Consider the following 22,938-nt stretch of genomic DNA (forward strand, 5'->3'; position numbering starts at 1 on the left):
CTAGACCTCAACGCCGTCTTCCGCGTTTCCGATGGGTGTGAAGATGCAATCCGGCTCGGCGCGGTAGAGCGAGGCGCGGAAGGCGAAACAGTTGGCCTTGGGTTCGCGATATTCGGCGCAGGAAGAGAGAACGCCGAGCGCGGCGAGGAGGATAAGGGGTCGGATCATGAGAGCCTCCAGAAATCAGGTCTGTCGCGGTAGTCGGGGCCGGTGAGGGCCTCGCCCTTCTCCATGCCGCCGAGGATGGTGAGGAGGGGGCCGAGGGCGGAGAAGTCGGCGTCGACCACCACGGAGCCGCTGTCGTCGCGGATGAGGGCGAGACGGCTGTCGCTGCCGGTGTTCAGGAGCACGTCGAGCTCTTTCTCGAAGAGGTTCAGCATCGCGTAGTCCGAGGCATGGGCCCGGATGTTGGGGAGCAGGATCTGGGTTGGCACCGCCTCGACGATGGTCTTGCCGGTCCGCGTGCGTTCGAGCTGGCTCGCATATTGCGTCATCATCACCGCGACGGTGTTCTGTTTTCGGGCGGTCACCAGCCAGTTCGAGAGCCGTTCGGCAAAGTATGGGTTGTCGAGCGCCTTCCATGCCTCGTCGATCACGATGATGGTGGGGCGACGGTCCTCGATCTCTCGCTCGATCCGGCGGAAGAGATAGGAGAGTACCGCCATGCGTTCCTTTTCGCTCTCGCTGTCAAGAATACCGGTCAGGTCAAACCCCACGACATCGCCATCAAGGGAGAAGGTGTCCTCGAGGCTCTGGCCGAAGATCCAGCCGTAGCGGCCATCCTCCGTCCATTCGAGGAGCCGTTGGTGCAGGTCGCCATTGTCGTCGGTCGAGACAAAGAGCGAGGCGAAGTCCTTCCAGTTCCGCAAGGCCGGGTTGGTGGCTGTGGCGTTCTGGCGGACCACCTCCTGGATGCGGTTGGTCTGGGCCGGGGTCAGGGGCTTGTCAGAGCGATAGAGGAGCGAGGCGAGCCAATCCGAGAGCCAGGCGGTGCCGCGCTCATCGATTTCGGTCCAGAGCGGGTTGAGACCGGTCGTCTGTCCCGCCTTGATCGAGGCGTAGCGCCCACCATTGGCGCGGACGGCCATCTCCATCCCGAGCCGATAGTCAAAAACGAAGATGCGGGCGCCGACGCGCCGGGCCTGAGTCATCAGAAAGGCCGAGAGGACCGATTTACCAGAACCGGGACGGCCCAGGATCAGGGTATGCCCGCTGGTCGGTTCTTTCTCTGGCGAGCCCTGTTCGTGATAAGAGAAACGATATGCGCTCTGTTCCGGCGTCGGGAAGAGCGTGATCTCCTGGCCCCAGGGCAGCTGGTGTTTCTCCTTGCCGAGCTGGGTGCGATGAAGTGCTGCGAAATCCGCGAAGTTGCGGTTGGTAACGGCGCTGGCGCGCACCCGCTTCGGCTGGTTGCCCGGATGCTGGCTGAAGTAATGCGATTTCGCGGCCATCCGCTCGCCGATCATCTTCACGCCTTCGGCGGCCGCGGCGTTCACGATCTCGGCCCCGAGGGTTTGCAACTCGTCGAGGCTGTCGCAGAAGACGGTCACCACCATGTGGTGCTCACCGAAGCTCTGGCGTTTGGCCTCAAGATCATCATGCGCGATGTCGAGTGCCTCTAGGAGCGACAGAGCGGCGTCTTGCGAGGCTTGCATCTGGCGCTTCTGGCGTTTGATCCGGCCCGCCATCAGGTTCGAATTGATCGGTGTGAAGGAATGGGTGACGATCATGTCGACCGGCAGGTTCAGCATGTCGAACATGGTGCAGGTGGTACCTTCGGCATATTCGCCGATGGTGAAGCTCTTACCGAAGCGATGGCCGACCACGCCGTCAGAGAGCTCGAAATGATCTTCCAGAAACGTCACGCGAGTATTGGCAACGTTGTAGGCCAGAAACCCGTAGCGGTTTGCGGGATAGAGCGGCAGTTCGCGGCCGGTGTTGAGCGCACCGAGGAACCCGACCAACTCGCCAGAGGTCGCCGTGAGGATGCGGGGCTTGAGTTCCGCCAGGCCGGAGTTGAAGACCCCGACCGCCTCCTTGAGGCGTCTGAGCCGTTTCGCGGTCTCTTCCTTGAATCGCTCCGGTGCGGAACGGTTCACGAAGCCGAGGAAGCTTCTGGGCGGTGGGCGCTGGATGATTGTGAGTGTGAGGGTCTTGTCCCGGAGACCTGCCGAGGCCAGCTTTGCGCGCCAGGCATCATCCACCGCCGCCGCGAAGCCGTCCCCCTTGACCGGGAGCAGGTCCGGGGTGATCGACTTCGAGACCTTGTGCACGTAGTAGCTGAACTCGGGTCCCAGCTGCGCGATGATCCGGGCGAAGAGCGCCGTCACCTTGTCGAGATAGGCATCGTCCGTCGTGTAGCTGTTGACCCCGCTCAGCCGAACGCATTGTAAGAGTTCGTTGACCCGGGTCCGGACCGTATGGTCGTCGACCAGGCTGACATAGGGCAGCATATGCGCGAGGCGTTTCTCGCGGGCATACCAGTCTGGCATGAGGGTGCGTTCATCGACGGTCTCGTCCAGGGCTTCACTATGGCGCATAGCTGTCGCCCCCGTGGATGGACCGGTTCCGCGTCGGCGGCGTCTCCTGCAACGCCGTCATCATCACGTCGATGAAACGCGGATCCCAGTCAGCCGCTTTCCAGAGAACCGGATAGAGCACCGCCGCGATGCCCAGGACAACCAGGTGCTGCACCCAGACGAACAGCAGCACAGAGCCGAAGAGCCAGACCATGGCATACATGATCGGCAGGCCGAGGAGCTTCGGCGGGCGTACGAGGCCCAGAAAGAGCGGCGATCGTTCGGCCACGTTCGCCTCCTCTCACGACCCGAAGACGGCGGCAACGATGGTCGGCGCGGCCGCAACACCCGCGATGCCCACCAGCACCCAGAGGGCTTGGCGCAGATCGATGATGTTGAAGAACCAGCTGAGGAACACGCCGAGGACCGCGAGGGTGGCGATGACGACTCCAAGCGGTCCGGTCAGCGCGTCCACGATGCCCTGAAGCAAGCTCTGAATCGGTGAGAGGTCGATGCTCTGGGCCAGGGCCGGTTCTGCCGCAACGATGAGGAGAGCGGCAAGGGTGATCAGGGATTTCGTCAATGGCTTCATGGGGACGCTCCTTCCAGCCGGTTGAAGACGGCCAGCACCCGCTGGACGTGGTTTTGGGTTTCTCGGTAAGGGGGAATGCCGGAATGCTCGCGCACGGCGTCGGGCCCAGCATTGTAGGCGGCCAGCGCAAGACGAGCATCGCCGAACTCCGTCAACATCAGGGCGAGGTAGCGCGCGGAGCCATCGAGGTTCTGCCGCCAGTTGTTGGGATCAACGCCAAGCGCACGGGCGGTGTCAGGCATCAACTGCCCGAGACCGACCGCCCCGACATGGGAGACGGCGTTCGGATTGTACGCACTCTCGATCTCTATATTGGCGCGATAGAGGTGGAGCCAGTCCGTGACTGTGATATCGGCTGCACGGAGCCCAGGGTGGCTCGCGTAGCGCAGTCCGGTCTCCTCGATCGCGGCGAGGATATCCGGGCGTGGTGTGAGCGCGCGAGGGGCCAAGGCCGCGATGCGCACCCCTTCACGTCCCTCGGAGCGGCTTTCTTCGCCCAAGATGCGCAACCCGTCTGAGGTCGAGCCAACGCCGACCCCGTCATTGTAGTTGCGCGCGAACCGTTCCTGGGGGCGTGACGGCGAAAGAGAGCCGTCCCCCGCCATCACCAGGACCATGTCTGCCGATGCCGGGAAGCCCAGGGAGGAAAAGAAAAGGAGGCTAAGCCCGGCTGGCAGCCATCTCTTCGCTGGAGAGCTTGTGAACCGTCCGCTTGCCCTCTTCCAAGGGCACGTCGGCGTGTGAGAAACCGATTCCTTGCAGGAAGGAGATGACCCCGGTGACGGTCTTGATTTCGCGGATCTTGATGTCGTTGCGCGAGGTCCGGGTCCTGGCCGTAACCAGAAGTTTCTCGATTCCGTCGTCGCTGACGGCGCGCATGATCCAGACCCCATGCCAGTTGGGGCCTTTCTTGAAGGCGTCTTCCTTGCAGACAACTTCGACGCGATAGCCGCTGGCGACCAGATCGCGGAATCTGGGTTCGGTGACCACATTCGGGGCTTCTTTTTCTAGGTCCATCACCCGGATCACGTTCTCCAATAGGGCGAATGACCGGGCTTCAGGTGTTGAAGCCAAGTCATACGATGATATAGTATTGACGCACAAGATAAACTTTTGATGCGACAAGCGTATTCTTGCTCAATTAACGAATAGACAGTTCCCATGCATTTGATCAAGAAAATATGGGGTTTAGACGCCCTCAGGTTGTGCGTGTCGGCCATGACACAAGCTATACTTATGGTCGCGTGCCTTGCGGGCGAAGCCTTCGCCACGTCCTGTTTGCCGCCGCCCAGGCCGTTCGTGCCGAGCGATTCCGAAGTCGCGCGGGACTATGCCGATCTCATCCGCAGCGACTTTGAACTCTACATCCAGGACATCCAAAGCTACTTTCGGTGCCTTGAAGTTGAGCGCGCCCGGGCGTTCGAAGAGGCGCGGGAGGTGAGCCAGGACTACGGGCGTTTCCTGGAGTTGATGGACGAGTGAATTGGCCGCGACCTTTTCGAAGGGCCGCCGTCTTGTGATAACCGTCCGTATCGGCGGCGAGCAATTCGGAGTCTCTATCATCAAGTAAATACCCATTATTCACTTTTTAGATAATCTATAAAGTAGATTAGCCCTGTCACAAGAGGTTTGTGACACGTGGCGAAAACGATCAGGAGTTCGGGACATGAGGCACTTCGCGACGCTTTGATTGCGGCGCGGAAGGTGGCTGGTTTAACGCAGGCGGAGCTCGCTTTGCGTCTGAGATGTCACCAGTCCTTCGTCGCCCGTCTGGAAAGCGGAGAGCGTAGGGTCGACGTGGTTGAGTTGATCGTACTCGCTCGTGCTCTGCAGATCGATGCGGTTACGCTATTGGCGGCAGCCGAGGCGGCGACGGAACTCGATCACCGGATTTAGGACGAGGCGATTGGCTTGTCGCCTCGGACGGTATGACGAGATCAAGCCCCGGTGGGACCGAAGGGCAATGATAAAAACGAATTGTTATGGGGCGCTGCGATGCACGGTCTTTGGTACAGGTTTGGCGCAGAGGCAAACGGCTCAGTAATTCACCTGCTCGAACCCGTAATTGCCCTCGTAGTCGCGCCAGTCGACGAAGACCGAGCGGTGATAGATGGAGGGACAATGATCGCCCCAACGTTCCAAGCCGACATGGGCCTCGGGCAACGCCGCGACGGACGAACGAGACCAGGAAAAATCGCCCTGGATTCCATAGGTGCCGATAAGGACGGATTCGTAACGGCTGCAATCGCTGTCACGGGACTCGTTTTGGCGTGCGTAACGCACATCGTAGACACGGATAGAACGGACGAAATTGAAGTCCGGTCCACTAATGTCGATGTCTGCGCGGTCCTGGATCAGATGCAATGCGAACCCGTCAGGATGGGGTAGGGGGTGGACACCTTGCGACCGCAGGACGACGGGCAAGAGGGTGTCAGCTTTCTCGGGGTCAGATTCCGCAAGGCTCTGAGGCAGAGGAGCAGCGTTGGAGAAGAGGATGTCAAAGACACGCGGAGTGCGACCGGGACCGTCTTCAGGTTTGAAGGAGGCCCCCATGGGGCAACGCCAGATCTGCAGCGGGGGCTCGACAGGCCACGGCGTGATCCGGCGGATGAACTCTGCACGCGCCCGGGAGCAGGGCTCTGATGCCGGCCAGCCGCCGGAGAGGCAGAGTAGGATGGCGCAATCGATCGGGTAGGTCTGGGCCGACGCATTGGTCGAGGCGCCGAAGAGGGAAGCCGTGCTCACAATCGTTGCGAAGGCAAAATGACGAAGAAAACTGCGCATGACGAGGAACTCAGTCGGCTGACGGTCGAATCTGCACCCTGCAATAATATACTATTGTTTGGGGGTCAATTTGTCTGTCGCTATTATTCCGCCGATCGCACATGGAGCGACTATTATGAGATCGTTCACCCGCGCGACAGCTTTTCCAGGAAGCGTGTTACCTCATCCGAAGTAACGGCCTGTGCAGCTGCAAGCATGTCCGGGCGCAGAGGTGGATCGATGTGGTCTGCGGTGCGGGCGGCGCCGATCCAGAGGATCGACAGCTCGGACGTGTTCCACCGATAAACCCAGCCAACCGTCCGGTTGATGCGACTACAGATCAGTCGAGCGACCGGAGCCGCTTCTTCCTTGTTAACACTCACTGGTTCTTGTGTACCTTCATTTTTTCTTAAGGATTGATTGGCTGCAAGAGCGTCTCGCTACGCACCGGCCGTATCCGATCCTAGCCCGGTGAAAGAGGCGGCATCGGCAAAGCCGATGCCGCCAGAGGTTCGCCCACAGGGAGGAGGTAGAGGGCGAAATTCAAATGATTTCAATGTTTTGTTGCTAGTCGCATAACGCGTCTTATGTTAATTTCCAGACTCCGCCATCTTGTACCACCCGCGACTCAGACAACAGCTTCTCCAGATGCGCCGCAACGTTTCGTTCTGCGGCCATTGCGATATGTGGGTCGGTTTTCTGGTAGACGGAAGCGGCGATATTCTGGACCGAACCCGGGGTGTTTGAGAGGTGGGCGAGGATCTCCGCCTCGCGACGCATGCGGTTGGAAAGCAACCGTTTGACGTAAGGTTGCGGATCCCGGAGTATAGGTCCGTGCCCCGGACAGTAGATCCTATCGTCGCGCTCAATCAGCCGCTGTAGCTGCGCGCAGTAGTCGTGCATGTTTCCGTCAGGGGGGCTGACGATCGAACTGTTCCAGCTCATAACGTGGTCGCCCGTGAAGAGCACTCCGTCAGGTCTCGCGAAACAAAGGTGGTCGCTCGCGTGACCAGGTGTGTGCAGGACGGTAAGACCGGCAATGACCTGTCCGTCCTCCAGAAACCGGTCAGGTCGAAATGCATCGTCAGGGAATGCCCGTGAGGCATAAACAGGTGCGTCTGTCCGTGCTCGCAGGGCTGGGACGACTCCAAAATGATCAGAATGGTGGTGTGTGAGCAGAATCCCGGATGGTTTGGCCCCCAAATTTTCGATGATTGCCTCGAAATGTGTACTGTCTTCTGCTGGGCCGGGGTCGATTATGAACCGACCATCAGGCGTATCAATGATGTAGCTATTTGTCCCGTGGTAGGTCATCTTTCCGGGATTGTTCGCGACGATCCTCAGAATTCCAGGGGCCAATTCGACTCCCTTCGCGCGGCAAGGCTCCGGCTCTGAGAAAAACATGCTGCTTCTTTTCATTGTGTGCGACCAGTTATTGATTGCGAACAATCCGGTTCGCACAGTTTTGTGCGTTGCTCTCGCATGGCGCCGGAAACCTCAGGCTGGCGTCCGGTGCCTACCAAATCTGGCATCGGACCATTTCAACTTATATCGGACTAAGACCGTATGAGACTAAAACAGTCTGATACGGTCTTGGGCTGGCAGTCACACAGCGCGGCGATTATGGTAAGCAGAATACAGAACTACAGCAATTGTCGCCTTCGTCAGATCCCCGATCAGGAATGGGTAAAGCCCGGCGTTCAGCAATTCCTCGCCATAACCGACAAAGCCACCCAACCAGAACAGCCCTGCGCAATACATGAGTATCGAGCCCGAAAAGACCGCGACAGATGCTCTGAATGAAGGCCAAAGTCCTTGCAGTGCTTGAACAACCCAACCGGCAGCCGCCGCTGCAAGTGCGAAGCCTACCAGGTATCCGCCTGTGGGACCCGCGATATATGCCAGTCCTGCCGGAGCCGGAGGCGTGCCTGCGAAGACCGGCAGGCCAAGCAGACCTTCAAAAAGGTATGTCACAACAACAAGACTACTACGCACCGGCCCCAGGAAAAGACCCAGACCCAAGACAACCAAGGTCTGTGTAGACATAGGTACGGGGTAGAACGGCACCACGATTTTGGCGGATATTGTCAGAAGAATTGTGCCGACGAGTATTATCGAGATCTCTCGGGTCAGTCTTGCGACTGATCGGCTTTGAGTGGTTTCCAGATTCATCTTTTTCGTCCTTGTTTCTGTAGATTGTTACTTTTTTGGATAGTAAGCTCACATGCGCTTGGCGACTTCTTCCAACATGACTTCGCTCGCCCCGCCGCCGATGGCCTGCACACGGGCATCGCGTGACATGCGTTCCACCGGTGTTTCGCGCATATAGCCCATACCGCCATGAAACTGGACGCAGTCATAGAGCACGCTGTTCACCAGTTCGCCGCAATAGGCTTTGACCATCGAGACCTCTTTCACGCAGTCACGGCCCGCGGCATCCAAACCGGCGGCGTGATAGACCAGCTGACGCCCTGCCACGATCCGCGTCTGACAGTCGGCCAGTCGCTGGCGCACGGCCTGCTTGTCCCAAAGAGCGCCGCCAAAGGCCTTGCGCTGCTTGACGTAATCCACAGTTATGTCCAGCGCGGTTTGCGCCTCGGCACAGGCCATCGCACCCAGCACGATGCGTTCGTTCTGGAAGTTCTTCATTACCGAATAGAAGCCGTGGTTGACCTCGCCCAAAACGTTTTCGGTCGGGATGCGGACTTCTTCGAAGATCAGTTCGGCAGTGTCCGAGCACAGCCAGCCGGTCTTATTCAACGCCCGGCCCACCGAAAAGCCCGGCGTGCCCTTTTCGACCGCGAACATGGTGATCCCGCGCGACCCCTTGGCATCGGGATCGGTCTTGGCACCGACAAAGTAGAGATCGCCATGCACGCCGTTGGTGATGAACATCTTGGTGCCGTTCAGCACCCAGTCCGACCCGTCCCGCACCGCGCGGGTGCGCATGCCGGCCACGTCCGAGCCCGCGCCCGGTTCAGTCACAGCAACGGCGGTGATCATTTCGCCCGAGACGATCGACGGCATCCAGCGCGCCTTCTGTTCGGGCGTGCCGGCGTTTTCCAGATGCGGCGAGGCCATGTCGGTGTGGACCAGAACCGTGGCCGAGAACCCGCCGAAAGTGGATCGCCCGACCTCTTCGGCCAAAACCACGCTGGACATCACGTCCAGCCCCGCGCCGCCATACTGTTCGTCATAGCGCATCCCCAGCACGCCGAGATCACCCATCCGGCGCAGCACGTCGCGGGGTACCTTGCCCTCCTCCTCCCAAGGCTCGGCCTTGGCGATCACCTCGGCTTCAATGAACCGGCGCAACTGGTTGCGGATCAACTCGAGGTCTTCGTTGAACGGGCCGGTGACCTGAGTAATGCTGTCTTGTCTGGTCATGTGTTTTCCTCTGGATCGAGTTTGATAAGTGGGGCGTGCCCGGCGACCGTATCGCCGGGTGCACAATAGATTTCAGTCACCACGCCCGCGACCGGCGCGGGCAGGCTTTGCAACAGCTTCATGGCCTCAAGCACCACCAGGGTGTCACCGGCTTTGACGCGGTCGCCGAGTGCGACGCGCACCTCGGCCACGGCGCCGGGCATGGGTGCGGACAACAGGTCAGCGACGCCAGACCCGCCGGTGGCACGTTGCAGATGCTGGTCTTCCAGCGTACGCAGGTCTGTCGCGGTCATTCCAGCAGGGGTTTGCAGGTGCACTCGCCAGTGACTCGGCGCGCGCACGACGTAAGCGATGCGCGAAAACGGAACCCCATCGATGCGTCCGCTCAGTCGGCATCCTGTTAAAGCGGCACTCTCGACCGTGATGGTCTGGCCGTCCGGCTGAATGGCAGTCAACCCCGACCCGGAGCCGTTCATGCGGATCGGTTCGTCTTTGGTTGTGTCCCAATAGAAGGCCGCGCCGGACTGTCTCGCAGGGGCTGTGAGTCGCCATGACCCCAGGCTTTCCCAGGGCGACGCGCCCGCCGGCACGAGACGCAGATGCAGCGCCATCGCGGCAAAGGCCATGTCCCGGGGATCAGCGGACGGTTCAGTCCAGCCGCCTGGAAACATCTCGGGCAGGCCCGAGGTATGGTGACGGAACGCCTCAAAATCCGGGTGTGTCAGCAACGCGCGCTGATAGGCCAGGTTCAGACCGACGCCACCGACGGCAAAGGCATCCATTGCGACGACCGCCTGACGGATCGCACCGGCCCGGTCCGGCGCGTGGACGATCAGCTTGGCAATCATCGAATCGTAATGGTGGCTGACGACCGAGCCTGCCTCGACCCCGGTATCGAGCCGCACGCCGGCGGGCGGAGCCCAAAGGCTGATCTCGCCCGTTTCGGGGCGGAAATTCTCGGCCGGGTTTTCGGCGGCGATGCGGATTTCAATCGCGTGCCCGTCGAATTTCACATCCGATTGCGCCAGTGTCAGCGGCTCGCCCCGCGCGATGCGCAACTGCCATTCAACAAGGTCGATGCCGGTGATTGCCTCAGTCACGGGGTGTTCGACCTGCAAGCGGGTGTTCATTTCCAGAAAGTAGTATTCACCGCGCCCGGGGTCATAGAGGTATTCCACCGTCCCGGCGGAGCGATAGCCGATCGCCAGCGCCAACCGCACCGCTGCAGCACGCATGCGGTCGCGCACAGCCTCGGGAAGATCGGCGGCGGGGGCTTCTTCGATCAGCTTTTGGTGGTTGCGTTGCAGCGAACAATCGCGGTCGCCCAGATGCAGCACGGTGCCGTGAGTGTCGCCCAGAACCTGCACTTCGACGTGGCGGGCACGGGGCGCATAGCGTTCGAGGAACACCGCCGGATCGCCGAAGGCGCTCTGCGCTTCGGCCCGGGCAGATGCAATCGCTTCGGGTGCGTCGCCCAGATCGGAGACAAGCCGCATCCCGCGTCCGCCGCCGCCGGCGCTGGCCTTGACCAGAAAGGGGGTGCCAAGCGCCTCGGCCTCTTGCAGCAGGCGCGCGTCGGACTGATCCTCGCCGCGATAGCCGGGCAGGACGGGCACGCCTGCGGCTTCGGCGGCAGCCTTGGCCTCGATCTTGGAGCCCATCCGCGCGATAGCGTCGGGTTCCGGCCCGATGAACACAAGGCCCGCCGCCTCGACCGCCGCCGCGAAACCGGCATTCTCAGACAGAAAACCATAGCCCGGGTGCACCGCACCCGCGCCCGTCGCCCGCGCGGCCTCAAGGATGGCCTCGACGTTCAAATAACTGTCCGACGGGGCGGCTCCGCCGATGCAGACGGCATGATCGGCCTCGGCCACGAAGGGCGCGTCGCGGTCCGCCTCTGAGAACACCGCTACGTTTTCCAGCCCCAGTTTGCGGCACCCGCGCTGGATGCGCCGGGCAATCTCGCCCCGGTTGGCGATCAAAACGCGGGTGAAGCTCATTTCACCCGCCATGACGGAACGCCCTTGTTGATGAAGCTGTTGATGCCTTCGATACCTTCCTCCGTCTCCCACGCATCGGCCAGCCGGTCGGCGGTGTAGATCATATTGGTCTCCAGATCGTGGGACGCGACATAGGCGATCAGCGCCTTGGTATCGGCCACGGCACCCGGCGCGGCCTGAAGGTGATCATGCACCAACCGGTTCACCGTGGCGTCCAGGTCGGTCGGCGCGACAACTTCGGTCAACAGACCGATCCGCTCGGCGCGGACCGTGTCGAACAACGCCCCTGACAGCATGGTTTCACGCGAATGCACCTTGCCGATGCGGGCCACCACATAAGGCGATATATTCGCGGGCAGAAGGCCCAGTTTGACCTCGGTCAGACCGAAGCGCGCGTCTTCGGCGCCGATGGTGTAGTCGCAGACGGAGATCATGCCGACACCGCCACCGTAGGCCGGGCCGTTGATCCGCCCGATCAAGGGCTTAGGCAGCGTGTCAAGACGGCGCAACAGCAGCGCCAGCGTGGCGCTTTGTGCGACCCTTTCACTACGGGTTTTCTCGACGTTAGAGGCGAACCAGTTGAAATCGCCGCCCGCGCAGAAGCTCTTGCCCGCGCCGGTCAGGACCACAATACGCACATCGTCATCTGCAGCCAGCTTTTCTGCGGCATCGTATAGCTCTGCGATCAATTCGCCATTCAGCGCGTTGTGTTTGTCGGGGCGGTTGAGCGTCAGCGTGGCGACGCCGCGCGCATCAGTTTCGACAAGGATCGTGTTGTAGGTATTGGTCAACTTGAAGCCTCACATTCTGAATACAGGCGTATGGCGACCGGCTTCGGGCACCGATGTCACGATGGCCAGGCACAGGCCAAGGATATCGCGGGTTTGCGCGGGTTCGATCAGCCCGTCATCCCAAAGCCGCGAGGTGGCATAATAGGGATCGGACTGTTCACCATACTGGGCCCGAACCTGCTCCTCGATCAGCTTCATGTCGGCCTCCATCTTGCCCGGGTCGCCCCCTTTCTGGCGGCGCAGTTCCAGCATCACATTTGTGGCGATGTCGGCAGACATGGTGGCCAGTTCCGCCGTGGGCCAGGCAAAGAGAAAATTCGGGGCGAAACCACGTCCGCACATGCCGTAGTTGCCTGCCCCGTATGAGCCGCCCAAGAGGACCGACAGGCGCGGCACCTTGGCAACCGACATGGCATAGACCAGCTTGGCACTGTCTTTGGCAATGCCGCCGCGCTCGGCTTCGGTGCCGACCATGAAGCCCGAGATGTTGTGGAGGAACAAAAGCGGTATGTTGCGTTGATCGCACATCGACACGAATTGCGCGCCCTTGAGCGAACTGTCGGACACAAGCGCCCCATTATTTGCGAGAATGCCCACTCGATAGCCGTGAATCCGCGCGGTGCCGCAGACCAGCGTCTCACCCCATCCGGGCTTGAATTCGCGGAATTCGCCGGCGTCGATCATGCGCAGCAGAACCTCGCGCATGTCATAGGGCTGTTTGCGATCGGCGCTGATGACGCCAAGCAGTTCCTCTGGGTTGCGCGCCGGCGGCGCGCAGGTTGCATCGGGACCCATCGGGCGCGACAGGCCCAGTTCGGATACGATGTCGCGCATCAGAGCAAGCGCATGATACTCGTCCTCGGCCAGATGGTCAGACACACCGGAGACGCGCGAATGCATCTCGGCCCCCCCCAATGTTTCTCCATCAACCTCTTCGTTGATCGCCACCTTGACGATCGAGGGGCCGCCCAGATGGATGCGTGCGTTGCCGCGTACCATGATGACTTCGTCCGACAGGGCCGGGATATAGGCCCCACCGGCCGTGCAGCCTCCAAAGACCGCCGAGATCTGCGGCAGGCCGCTCGCGGACATGTTGGTTTGACGATAAAAGGAATTGCCGAAATGGCGGGCATCGGGGAAAACCCGGTCCTGCTCTGGCAGATAGGCACCGCCGCAATCCACCAGATAGAGGCAGGGCAGCCGGTTCTCGGCTGCGATTTCCTGGGCGCGGATGTGTTTCTGCACGGTTTCGTGATAGAAAGACCCACCCTTCACTGTCGCATCGTTGGCGATCACAACGCAGGGAAGCCCGTGGACGATCCCGATACCGGTCACGATTCCCGCACCGGGCACCTCGCCCCCGTATTGACCGTAGGCGGCAAGCGACGACAGCTCAAGAAACGCAGTGCCCGTATCCACCAGCAGGTCGATCCGTTCGCGAACCAACAGCTTGCTGCGCTTGCGATGCCGCGCGACCATGTCGGGGCGGCCGCCAGCCGTTGCTTCGGCGATCCGCGCGCGCAGCGTTTCGACGCGCTCGCTTTGTGCGGCGTGGTTGCGGGTGTAGGTCTCTGATGCGGTCAGCACCGCTGTTTCAAGACGTGCCATGAAGTCAGGTATCCTGTCTTTGGAGTATCCCGTTGAGGAACACATCGGCATAGGTGCGTGACAACGCATCGGCGCTACCGCGGTCCGGGTCGAACCAATCGAGCGTGGCGTTCAATGTACCGATCAGCATCAGGCGCAGGCGACGGATATCGACGTCTTGCTTCAGCGTGCCATCTTTCTTAAGCTGGGACAGAAGACTGTCCCACTCTGCCTCATAGGCCCTGCGCGTGGGCAAGTTGGCATCCCGGACGGATTGCGGCACCTGCCCGAAAATACGCACATTCGCCGATGTATAATCGCTCACATCAAGAAGCGCGCGCAAATGCGCCCGGATCGCAGAGCGCAGGATCGTTTCGCCATCGGTATCGGCTGGCAGGTCGGTGATGGCGTCTCTCATACTCGCGTGAACGACCCGAATCCCTGCATCAAGAACGGCCGCGACGATCTCGTCCTTGGAACCGAAATGATAGTATATGCTACCCGCCTTGATCCCGGCGGCCTCGGCAATTTTTCGGAGCGAAACGGACCCGTAGCCTTGTTCGCGGAAAAGCCGCGCGGCAATGTCCAGCACCCCGTCCCGTCCGACCGCGCTGCGCGATGTCTCGTTGACTTTGCTTGCAGTGCTTTGTGCCATAGACCTTCGTTTCGCCTCAGCGCCTAACTAACGCCTGTTAGGTCAATAGCGCAAGTGAGTCAATCGTCTTAATCGTGCCCGATTGGAGTTTGCGGGAAATTCCGCATGGGCGACCGCCAAGAGGCCGCCCAGACAACAATGTGCTTGCCCGGACCCCGTTATCGGCTCCGGGCAAATGCTTTAGATCACGAAACCGCCGCCACATATGACGTGCTGCCCCGAAATGAAGTTCGATTCCGGCGCACAGAACAGATAGACGGCACCGGCAGCTTCTTCCGGAGTGCCGACCCGGCCCAGCGGGATCATGCGCTCCATCTGGGACAGGAGATCGGGATTCACGCCGACCTTGATCTCTTTTTCGTCGACCTTGATTGTGCTGTTGCCATCAGCGCTACCTTCAGTCAGGCGGGTGCGGATCGGGCCGAAGGCGACGGCGTTGACGTTGACCTTGTAGCGGCCCCATTCCTTGGCCATCGTCCGGGTGACACCCAGGATGCCGGCCTTGGCGGCGGAATAGTTGATCTGGCCGGCATTCCCGCCAGTGCCCGCGATTGACGAGATGTTGACCACCTTGCGGAACACTTCATGTCCGGCGGCGGCCTCTTCCTTTGCCTTGGCGCTGATCACCGGCTGCGCGGCGCGCAGGATCCTGAAGGGGGCCGTCAGGTGAACGTCGATGATCGCCTGCCACTGTTCGTCGGTCATTTTCTGAACGACGCTGTCCCAGGTATAGCCCGCATTGTTCACGATGATGTCCAGCCCGCCAAAGCTGTCCATACCGGTCTTGATGAACCGTTCGGCAAATCCGTCTTCGGTGACGCTGCCGGCACAGACCACGGCCTCAGCTCCCATTGCGCGCAACGCCTCGGCGGTTTCATTGGCCGGATCGGCGTCCAGATCGTTGATCACCAGCCGGGCCCCTTCCGACGCGAGTTTGAGAGCGATTTCGCGGCCAATGCCCCGGCCCGAGCCCGTGACCAGCGCCACGCGCCCGTCGAGTTTTCCAGTCATATTAATTCCTCCCGAAGGGCGCTATCAGGCTTTTTCATAAAGCGTGGCGACGCAGGCCCCGCCGAGGCCAAGGTTGTGCTGAAGCGCCAGTCGCGCGCCATCGACCTGCCGAGCATCGGCCTGGCCGCGAAGTTGCTGAACAAGCTCAGTGCATTGCGCAAGTCCGGTCGCGCCCAGAGGATGCCCTTTGGACAACAGACCGCCAGACGGGTTGGTCACGTACTTGCCGCCATAGGTGTTGTCGCCATCATCGACAAACTTCGCCGCTTCGCCGCGACCGCAAAGGCCAAGCGCCTCATAGGTGATAAGCTCGTTGTGAGCGAAACAGTCGTGCAGTTCGACCACATCCACGTCCTCGGGCCCGATGCCGGCGGCCTCGTAGACCTGATCGGCGGCGCGCTTGGCCATCGAAAAGCCGACCACTTCGCGCATGTCATGGGCTCCGAAAGTTTCCGGGCCGTCCGTTGTCATTGCCTGCGCCGCGATCCGAACGGAACTGTCGAGTCCGTGCTTGTCGGCGAATTCCTTGGAACAGATAATTGCCGCCGCTGCGCCACAGGTTGGCGGGCAGGCCATGAGCTTGGTCATCACGCCCGGCCAGACGACCTGGGCCGCCATGACATCCTCGGCGGTGACTTCCTGCCGGAACAGGGCCACCGGATTTTTGGCCGCATGCCGGCTGGCCTTGGCGCGGATCTTTGCGAAGGTCTCAAGGGGCGTGCCGAACTCATCCATATGCGCCTTGCCCGCACCGCCGAAGTACCGCAGTGCCAGCGGGATCTCGGCACTGCCAACCAGATCGTCGGTTTCTGCGTCGAAAGCTGCAAACGGGCTGACCCGGTCATGGAACATCGCACCGATTGCGCCGGGCTGCATCTGCTCGAACCCAAGCGCCAGAGCACATTCCACCGCGCCGCTTTCCACGGCCTGACGCGCCAGGAACAGGGCGGACGACCCCGTCGAGCAGTTGTTGTTCACATTCAGAACCGGGATGCCGGTCATTCCAACATGGTACAGGGCGCGCTGGCCGCAAGTGCTGTCGCCATAGACATAGCCCACATAGGCCTGTTGGATTTTGTCGTAGTCCAGACCCGCGTCGGCCAGAGCGGAACGGGTCGCCGCGGTTGCCATCACATCGTAGCTCTCGGATTTCCCCGGCTTCTGGAACGGGACCATCCCGACGCCGACGACATAGGCTTTATCTGACATTTCTCTCTCTCAGGTTTGGACTGGCCTGCATTATACAAGTGCCATTGCATTTTCTACCGTTTGTTAGAATTTACATGACGCCACGCGGACCTGTCAACACGATCACACTGTGGAGTATGGTGCTTGTCGAAGTTTCTAACATATGTTTGGTTGTTCGCGCTGCCTGTCTCGGAAGTCCGGGCAATTTTCGGTCCAGACCTCTGAGTCTGACCATGGCCTGACACAGCGAATGATGCATTTGGGATGTCTGGATTTCGCGACCATTGGTTTACAGACTACGAAAGGGCAAGAAAAATGGCGCATTGCTATGAATTCAAAGGGTTTATACCCGTTGTTCCCGATGATACATATGTCCATCCTCAGGCCGTTCTGATCGGAAATGTCATCTTGGGTCATGGATGCTACATCGGACCCGGCGCAAGCCTGCGGGGCGATTTCGGCAGAATCGTGATCGGTGACGGCGCCAATGTACAGGATAACTGCATCATCCATTCCTTTCCCGGCCGCGACGCCGTCGTGGAAACCGACGGTCACATCGGCCATGGCGCGATCCTGCACGGCTGCACAATTGGCCGGAACGCTCTGGTCGGGATGAATGCCGTCATAATGGATGGTGTAGATCTTGGCGCGGAATCGATTGTCGGCGCGCAGGCGTTTTTGCGCGGCGAAACTGTGATTCCGCCCCGTTCGATGGTGGTCGGTTCGCCGGCAAAGGTGATCCGGGAGGTCAGCGAGAAAGAAGTCGCGTGGAAAACACGCGGCACCGCGGAATACCAGCAACTTGCGCGCGACTGTCTGGCCGGATTGATGCCGGTCGAGCCGCTGAAGACGGTCGAGGCAGACCGGCCCGGGATGGTGGCCTCTGACGTCGTCTCCATTCAGGAGGCGCGGCGGACATCGTCCTGACCTCTCCAGGCACCGGACCGGGGCGGGTTTAAGAAGCGGCCCGAAGCGGCAGGACCTATCTGAAAACGGGCGACACGACCGTTTCCCGGTGTATCGCCCGAGCCCCTCAAGCCGTTACAGACGGAAGATCCCGTAGTGCGGATCGTCGATCGGTGCATTTAGCGAGGCGGATATAGATATTCCAAGCGCGTTGCGAGTGTCTGCCGGGTCAAGAATGCCATCGTCCCACAATTCCGAGGTCGAGGTATAGGCCTCGACATCCCTTTTGTACTTTTCCAGCACAGGCTCTCGGATGGCGGCGATTTCCTCTTCGGTCAGCTCTTTGCCTTCACGCTGAAGCTGCCGGATCTTGACGTCCGCCATGGTGTTGGCGGCCTGATCCGCGCCCATCACGCCGATTTCGGCCTGGGGCCACATGAACAGCGTGCGCGCATCCCAGGCCCGCCCACACATGCCGTAATTACCGGCCCCGTAAGAGGCATTGGCGATCACTGTGAACTTCGGCACGACCGAGCCGCCCTGCGCCATCAGCATCTTGGCGCCGTCCTTGGCGATGCCGCGCTCTTCATATTCGCGGCCGACCATGTAGCCGGTGATGTTCTGGAAGAAGACCAGGGGCGTCCGGTTCTGATTGCAAAGCTGCATGAAATGCGCCGCCTTGAGCGAACTGTCGTTGAACAAAACCCCATTGTTGGCAAGGATGCCGACCTTGTAACCCCAGATATGGGCAAAACCGCAAACCATCGTGGTGCCATAGTCCGGCTGGTATTCGTGAAAGCGTGAGCCGTCCACGATCCGGGCCAGAACCTCGCGCATGTCGAACTGGGTTTTCCGGTCCTTTGGAATGATCCCGTAAAGTTCCTTCGGGTCATAGAAAGGCTCTTCATAGGACGCGGTTTCGATGATTGTTTTTGGCATACGTTTCCACTGGCTGACAATTTCGCGCGCCAGTGAAAAGGCGTGCTGTTCGGTCGCGGCGCGATAGTCGCCCGTGCCCGAAACCGAGGTGTGCATGACCGCCCCGCCCAGTTCCTGAACGCCGACCTCCTCGCCGGTGGCCGCTTTGACCAGCGGAGGGCCGCCAAGGAAAATCGCCCCTGTACCTTCGATGATGATGTTGTAGTCGCTCAGGGTCGGCACATAGGCGCCACCAGCCGTGCAGTGTCCGCCGACCACGGCAATCTGCGGGATATTGGCCTGGCTCAGCTTGACTTGGTTGCGGAACACCCGTCCGCCCAGATACCGGTCGGGAAAGACGCCGTGCTGAAGCGGCAGGAAACCACCCGCGCTGTCGCAAATATGGATGACCGGCAGTCGGTTTTCCAGCGCGACATCCAGAAGCCGCACGATCTTTTTCACGGTATGGGGATACCAGGCGCCGCCCTTGACGCTGGCGTCGTTGGCGTGGATGGCGACCTCGCGACCTTGCACTATACCGATGCCTGTCACCACAGCGGCGCCGGGCACGGTGCCGTCGTATTCGCGACAAGCGGCAAGTGTGGAAAACTCCAAAAAGGGCGTGCCGGGGTCCAGTAGTAGTTTCAGTCGCTCGCGAACGCCCAGCTTGTTCTGGCGGGCAAGGCGGTCGATATCGCGCTGGGGGCGTTCGAAACGCGCCGCGTGCTGGCGGGCGTGGAATTCCTTAAGCCGTTCAGACATGGCGGCATAATTTGCCTTGTAGTCGGCGGCATTGGTGTCGATCTGACTTTCAATCCTGCGCATTGTCACTCCTCCTCCGGGGCCAATTGGGCTAGGATGTCTTTCAGACCAAAACTGTCGCCTACGGCGAATGGCATTTCGGCAACAACCCCGCTGCGCGGCGCCACCAGTGTGGTTTCCAACTTCATGCTTTCGATCACCAAAAGCGGCTGGCCTTCCTTAACCGCATCGCCGGGTTTGACCGCAACCGACACCACGACACCCGGCATGGGCGCCACCAATCGGTCGTCGCTCGCGCCACCGTCGCTGCCGGCCAGGCGTTCGGCGGGATCAACCCGTCCGACTTCGTAGGTCCGGCCGTTCATGTGCACAAAAGTTGCTTCCGGCCCCACTGCCAGTCGCAGTTCGCGCACAACACCCTTGGCCCGCAACGTATACCCGCCCGGCAGACCCGTCGGGTCCAATTGGCAGGCAACAGCGCGAGTGGGGGTATGAAGCACGAACCGGCTGCCATCATGACCCAGCCAGCAATCTGTCTCTTCTCCGTCGATTTGAAAAATCCGTTGCATCAGTTTCTCCACCCGCCCATCTTGCGGTACATTTCCGGTATCTGCATGACCTCAATCACCAGCCGCTCGTCCGATAGGGCTGCCGCCGCCATCAGCAGGTCAGTGACATCTTCGCCCGTTGCAGTCAGCGTTTCGGATTGTTCCGCCAGGAACCCGGTTGAAACTTCCCCCGAGGCGAAATCCGGATGAGCTAGGATCGCATCCAGGTAACCGGTGTTGGTCGTCACCCCGAGGACCACATAGTTTTGCACCGCTTGCCGGGCACGGGCGATCGCCTGCGCGCGATCCTGGCCATGCACGATCAGCTTGGACAACATCGGATCAAAGTCGGTCGTTACCTTGCCACCGTCCAGAATGCCGCTGTCCACCCGCACGCCGGGCCCAGTGGGTTCGTCCAGCAGCAGGATATCGCCGACCGCGGGGCGAAAATCGACCGTCGCATCCTCAGCACAGATGCGCAGCTCGATCGAATGCCCGGTTTGAGGAATATCCGCCTGCACGGCGCTCAGCCCGTCGCCCGCCGCGACACGCAGTTGCTCAGCAACCAGATCGAAGCCGGTCACCATCTCGGTCACCGGATGTTCGACCTGAAGGCGGGTGTTCATTTCCAGGAAGTAAAAGGTCCCGTCCTGCGCATAGATGAATTCGACGGTCCCAGCCCCGCGATAGTTGACGGCGCTGGCAATACCTGCGGCGGTTTCGCAGATCTCGTCCCGTTGTTCGGGAGTCAGCGCCGGTGACGGCGTTTCCTCGATAATCTTCTGGAACCGGCGCTGGATCGAACATTCGCGTTCCCAGAAATGGACCACTTTACCCTGCCCGTCGCCCATCACCTGCACCTCGATATGGCGCGGACTTTCAATATAGCGCTCGACGAACAGCCGCCCGTCACCGAAATACCGCTCGCCTTCGCGGCGTGCGGTTTCGATTTCGGTCTCCAGCGTGCTGTCCTCGCGTACGACGCGCATGCCCTTGCCGCCACCGCCGGCCGAGGGCTTGATGAGCAGCGGATAGCCAACGGCGCGGGCGCGTTCGACAAAGTTCGCCGGATCATCATCCTCGATGGCCGAGGGGGCGACGGGAAACCCGCGTTCCTCGACAAAGGCGCGGGCGCGGACCTTGTCCCCCATCAGGTCGATGACCTCGGACGTCGGGCCGACAAAGGTCACTCCGGCTTTTTCCAGCGCCGCGACAAAACCGGCATTCTCTGACAGAAAGCCATAGCCGGGATGAACCGCGTCCGCGCCGATCCCTTTGGCGGCTTCGACGATCTGAGGAATATCGAGATAGGCGGCCACGGGCGTCGGGCCCTCGATCATCACGACCTCATCTGCGATCAGATGCGCCGGCCCCTCTTGCTCGGCGACATGACGCAACACGGCAGTCGCAAGCCCGCGGGCCTTAGCGGTGCGCAACACGCGCGCCGCGATCTCGCCCCGATTGGCGACCAGGAGTTTCGAAATGGTCATGGTGTCGTCCTCTTAGTTCCGGGCCGCGGCATTCAGTCCGTCACGTGCGGCCAGATCGGCTGGCACGGGAATTTCGATATCAAGCAGCATCTGCGCGAACCCTTTGCCCTGCGGGTCTATGCGGACCGAGGCGATGCCGCCACCGCCAAGCGATTCATGCAACAGGAAATTCAGCGAATGGCTTCCAGGCAAGTCGAACCGTTCTACCCTGCCGTCGCAGACATGGGAGAAATAGTCCTTCACCACCTCTTCGCTGAGAGCCGAGCGGATATATGGCAGGTAGTCCGGCTTGCGCGCGAGGATGCCGATATTGGCGATGTCCCCCTTGTCGCCCGAGCGGCCCCAGGCCAAATCGACGAGGCGGACCTTGACAACGTCCGGACCGGGCTCGCGGCTATCTGCGGGCGGTGCGGCAGGCGGATCAAGGTGGACTGGCGTAGTGGCCACGCTCACGGGCACATCCTTGCCGTCGACCTCGACCGCGACGGGGGTTTCGGCCTTGCTCTGAAGGAAGGAAAATAGACGGACCACCGGCTGCACCTTTGGCCGTCCGGCGAAGAACCCGGTCAGACCCTGCGCGGTCGAAATCGCCATCGGTGCGATTTCGCCGGCAAAAATGTTCAGCGCGGCGCGATCGTCATGGACCGCGCCGATCTTGAGCACCACCTCGCGGGTCCGGGCGCGCGCATTTGCGCCATAGGCCGCCTCGGCCCCCAGCACCTCGACGCTGACCTGCCGGAAATCTCCCATGTTGCGGTCGCGGAAAATCCGGCGACAGCGGGTCAGGATCGCCTCGGCCACACGTTCGGCCTTGGCGGGTGCGTCAATCGCAGCCAGTGTCAGGGTAGAGACCGCGCGCCAGCCATCGGCATGGGTCGCCGACACCTTGTAGCTGTCGGTGCGCCCAAGCCCCCTGCCGCCCTTGACCAGCACCCGGTCGGGTCCGACCTGTTCCAGGGTGACCCCGGACCAGTCGCAGATCACGTCGGGCAACAGGTAGGCGCGCGGGTCCCCGATTTCATAGAGCATCTGCTCTCCGACTGACCCGGGCACGACCAGCCCGCCGGTGTCAGGCGTCTTGGTCATGATGAAACTGCCGTCTTCGGACACCTCGACGATGGGCATGCCCATATTGTCCCAACCCGGCACGTCCTGCCAGTCGGTGAAGTTGCCGCCGGTTCCCTGGGGGCCGCATTCGATCAGGTGGCCGGCCAGCGATCCCTGGCTGAGCTTGTCCCAGTCATCGTCGCCCCAGCCGTATTCATGCATCAGGGGACCAAGCGCGACCGCGCTGTCGGCGCAGCGTCCGGTGATCACGATGTCGGCCCCGGCATCCAGCGCGGCAGCGATGGGGCGGGCACCCAGATAGGCATTCATGCTCCAGATATCATCTGGAAATGCGACACCCGAGAACATTTCCGTCTGACCGTTTTTGCGAATTTCATCGGCCCTGGGCAACAGGTCATCGCCTAGCACGACTCCGATGGACAGATCGATTCCGGCCTGGGCGGCGGCTTTGGCAAGCGCATCGCGGCAGCCACGCGGGTTCACGCCCCCTGCATTGGCAACGACCTTGATCCCTTTTGCCTTGATATCCGGCAACCAGGGTGCCAGCGCCTTGACGAAGTCCGGCGCATAGCCCGACTCGGGCGCTTTGGCGCGGGCCCGCGCCATCAGCGACATTGTCACCTCCGCCAGATAGTCAAACACCAGATAGTCGATCTCGGCCTTTGAGACCAGTTGACCGATCGCTTCCGGCGTATCGCCCCAGAAGCCCGACGCGCATCCGATGCGCAGCTTTCGTTCCGACATATTCCTCTC

General features: G+C 61.0%; 24 protein-coding genes. 3 read left to right on the forward strand and 21 right to left on the reverse strand.

Annotated features, from left to right (window positions below; genetic code table 11):
* The 6 genes from CDO87_RS27115 to CDO87_RS24025 are packed head-to-tail and all read right to left on the reverse strand — an operon-like array spanning window position 1 to window position 4,128.
* Complete coding sequence (locus tag CDO87_RS27115) at window positions 1–168, reverse strand: hypothetical protein (protein ID WP_169730257.1); 168 nt, start codon at window positions 166–168, stop codon at window positions 1–3.
* Window positions 165–2,540 (reverse strand): type IV secretion system protein B4, encoded by a 2,376-nt coding sequence (locus tag CDO87_RS24005; protein WP_088652951.1) that lies wholly within the window; start codon window positions 2,538–2,540, stop codon window positions 165–167. The genes CDO87_RS27115 and CDO87_RS24005 overlap by 4 nt, the downstream gene beginning before the upstream one ends.
* Entirely contained in the window at window positions 2,530–2,808 is a 279-nt protein-coding gene (locus tag CDO87_RS24010; protein ID WP_088652952.1) for a type IV secretion system protein VirB3, read from the reverse strand. The genes CDO87_RS24005 and CDO87_RS24010 overlap by 11 nt, the downstream gene beginning before the upstream one ends.
* Window positions 2,809–2,820: 12 nt before the next feature.
* The gene (locus CDO87_RS24015; protein WP_009803468.1) at window positions 2,821–3,111 is read right to left on the reverse strand and encodes a TrbC/VirB2 family protein; all 291 of its coding nucleotides are present in this window, start codon (window positions 3,109–3,111) and stop codon (window positions 2,821–2,823) included.
* A complete protein-coding gene (locus CDO87_RS24020; protein WP_088652953.1) occupies window positions 3,108–3,728 on the reverse strand; it encodes a lytic transglycosylase domain-containing protein in 621 nt (206 codons plus the stop codon). The genes CDO87_RS24015 and CDO87_RS24020 overlap by 4 nt, the downstream gene beginning before the upstream one ends.
* A 43-nt stretch (window positions 3,729–3,771) precedes the next feature.
* Window positions 3,772–4,128, reverse strand: coding sequence for a hypothetical protein (locus CDO87_RS24025; protein WP_028093938.1), 357 nt, complete (start codon window positions 4,126–4,128; stop codon window positions 3,772–3,774).
* A 144-nt stretch (window positions 4,129–4,272) separates the two neighbouring features.
* Between CDO87_RS24025 and CDO87_RS24030 the strand changes: the two genes are divergently transcribed.
* Window positions 4,273–4,593: a hypothetical protein gene (locus CDO87_RS24030; protein ID WP_233152354.1), complete on the forward strand. Its 321-nt coding sequence runs from the start codon at window positions 4,273–4,275 to the stop codon at window positions 4,591–4,593.
* A gap of 156 nt (window positions 4,594–4,749) precedes the next feature.
* Window positions 4,750–5,007, forward strand: a complete 258-nt coding sequence (locus tag CDO87_RS24035) for a helix-turn-helix transcriptional regulator (RefSeq protein WP_028093936.1) — start codon at window positions 4,750–4,752, stop codon at window positions 5,005–5,007.
* Between the two features lie 141 nt (window positions 5,008–5,148).
* Here the strand turns inward: CDO87_RS24035 and CDO87_RS24040 are convergent, their stop codons facing one another.
* From CDO87_RS24040 to CDO87_RS24085, 11 genes are all read right to left on the reverse strand, one after another.
* Window positions 5,149–5,895: a hypothetical protein gene (locus CDO87_RS24040; RefSeq protein ID WP_189658333.1), complete on the reverse strand. Its 747-nt coding sequence runs from the start codon at window positions 5,893–5,895 to the stop codon at window positions 5,149–5,151.
* 125 nt (window positions 5,896–6,020) lie between these two features.
* The gene (locus CDO87_RS26945; protein WP_154664377.1) at window positions 6,021–6,257 is read right to left on the reverse strand and encodes a hypothetical protein; all 237 of its coding nucleotides are present in this window, start codon (window positions 6,255–6,257) and stop codon (window positions 6,021–6,023) included.
* 202 nt (window positions 6,258–6,459) lie between these two features.
* Window positions 6,460–7,278: an MBL fold metallo-hydrolase gene (locus CDO87_RS24045; RefSeq protein ID WP_028093934.1), complete on the reverse strand. Its 819-nt coding sequence runs from the start codon at window positions 7,276–7,278 to the stop codon at window positions 6,460–6,462.
* A 201-nt stretch (window positions 7,279–7,479) separates the two neighbouring features.
* A complete protein-coding gene (locus CDO87_RS24050) occupies window positions 7,480–8,046 on the reverse strand; it encodes a biotin transporter BioY (protein ID WP_035366645.1) in 567 nt (188 codons plus the stop codon).
* A gap of 48 nt (window positions 8,047–8,094) precedes the next feature.
* Complete coding sequence (locus CDO87_RS24055) at window positions 8,095–9,261, reverse strand: acyl-CoA dehydrogenase family protein (RefSeq protein WP_035366643.1); 1,167 nt, start codon at window positions 9,259–9,261, stop codon at window positions 8,095–8,097.
* Entirely contained in the window at window positions 9,258–11,261 is a 2,004-nt protein-coding gene (locus CDO87_RS24060; protein ID WP_233152265.1) for a biotin carboxylase N-terminal domain-containing protein, read from the reverse strand. The genes CDO87_RS24055 and CDO87_RS24060 overlap by 4 nt, the downstream gene beginning before the upstream one ends.
* Complete coding sequence (locus CDO87_RS24065; RefSeq protein WP_088652137.1) at window positions 11,258–12,052, reverse strand: crotonase/enoyl-CoA hydratase family protein; 795 nt, start codon at window positions 12,050–12,052, stop codon at window positions 11,258–11,260. Before CDO87_RS24065 ends, CDO87_RS24060 begins: the two co-directional genes overlap by 4 nt.
* Before the next feature lie 9 nt (window positions 12,053–12,061).
* The gene (locus tag CDO87_RS24070; RefSeq protein ID WP_088652138.1) at window positions 12,062–13,660 is read right to left on the reverse strand and encodes an acyl-CoA carboxylase subunit beta; all 1,599 of its coding nucleotides are present in this window, start codon (window positions 13,658–13,660) and stop codon (window positions 12,062–12,064) included.
* Between the two features lie 4 nt (window positions 13,661–13,664).
* Window positions 13,665–14,294, reverse strand: coding sequence for a TetR/AcrR family transcriptional regulator (locus CDO87_RS24075; RefSeq protein WP_028093929.1), 630 nt, complete (start codon window positions 14,292–14,294; stop codon window positions 13,665–13,667).
* Between the two features lie 180 nt (window positions 14,295–14,474).
* Window positions 14,475–15,305 carry an SDR family NAD(P)-dependent oxidoreductase gene (locus CDO87_RS24080; RefSeq protein WP_088652139.1) on the reverse strand — a complete coding sequence of 277 codons (831 nt, stop codon included), beginning with the start codon at window positions 15,303–15,305 and terminating at the stop codon, window positions 14,475–14,477.
* A gap of 24 nt (window positions 15,306–15,329) precedes the next feature.
* On the reverse strand, window positions 15,330–16,514 hold the full coding sequence (locus CDO87_RS24085) for a lipid-transfer protein (RefSeq protein WP_100931403.1): 1,185 nt from the start codon (window positions 16,512–16,514) through the stop codon (window positions 15,330–15,332).
* Window positions 16,515–16,808: 294 nt separating this feature from the next.
* Here CDO87_RS24085 and CDO87_RS24090 point away from each other — a divergent pair, with 294 nt between their 5' ends.
* Window positions 16,809–17,420: a transferase hexapeptide repeat family protein gene (locus tag CDO87_RS24090; protein WP_088652141.1), complete on the forward strand. Its 612-nt coding sequence runs from the start codon at window positions 16,809–16,811 to the stop codon at window positions 17,418–17,420.
* A 114-nt stretch (window positions 17,421–17,534) separates the two neighbouring features.
* On the opposite strand, the gene CDO87_RS24095 is transcribed toward CDO87_RS24090, so the two are convergent.
* From CDO87_RS24095 to CDO87_RS24110, 4 genes are read right to left on the reverse strand one after another with little or no spacing between them, the layout of a single operon-like run.
* Window positions 17,535–19,142 carry an acyl-CoA carboxylase subunit beta gene (locus CDO87_RS24095; protein ID WP_088652142.1) on the reverse strand — a complete coding sequence of 536 codons (1,608 nt, stop codon included), beginning with the start codon at window positions 19,140–19,142 and terminating at the stop codon, window positions 17,535–17,537.
* 2 nt (window positions 19,143–19,144) lie between these two features.
* Window positions 19,145–19,648 carry an acetyl-CoA carboxylase biotin carboxyl carrier protein subunit gene (locus CDO87_RS24100; RefSeq protein WP_233152268.1) on the reverse strand — a complete coding sequence of 168 codons (504 nt, stop codon included), beginning with the start codon at window positions 19,646–19,648 and terminating at the stop codon, window positions 19,145–19,147.
* Window positions 19,648–21,117, reverse strand: coding sequence for an acetyl/propionyl/methylcrotonyl-CoA carboxylase subunit alpha (locus CDO87_RS24105; RefSeq protein WP_088652144.1), 1,470 nt, complete (start codon window positions 21,115–21,117; stop codon window positions 19,648–19,650). The genes CDO87_RS24100 and CDO87_RS24105 overlap by 1 nt, the downstream gene beginning before the upstream one ends.
* Before the next feature lie 12 nt (window positions 21,118–21,129).
* Window positions 21,130–22,929, reverse strand: a complete 1,800-nt coding sequence (locus CDO87_RS24110; RefSeq protein ID WP_088652145.1) for an acyclic terpene utilization AtuA family protein — start codon at window positions 22,927–22,929, stop codon at window positions 21,130–21,132.
* Window positions 22,930–22,938 lie beyond the last annotated feature (9 nt).

This window comes from Sagittula sp. P11 (assembly GCF_002814095.1).
Lineage (GTDB): Bacteria > Pseudomonadota > Alphaproteobacteria > Rhodobacterales > Rhodobacteraceae > Sagittula.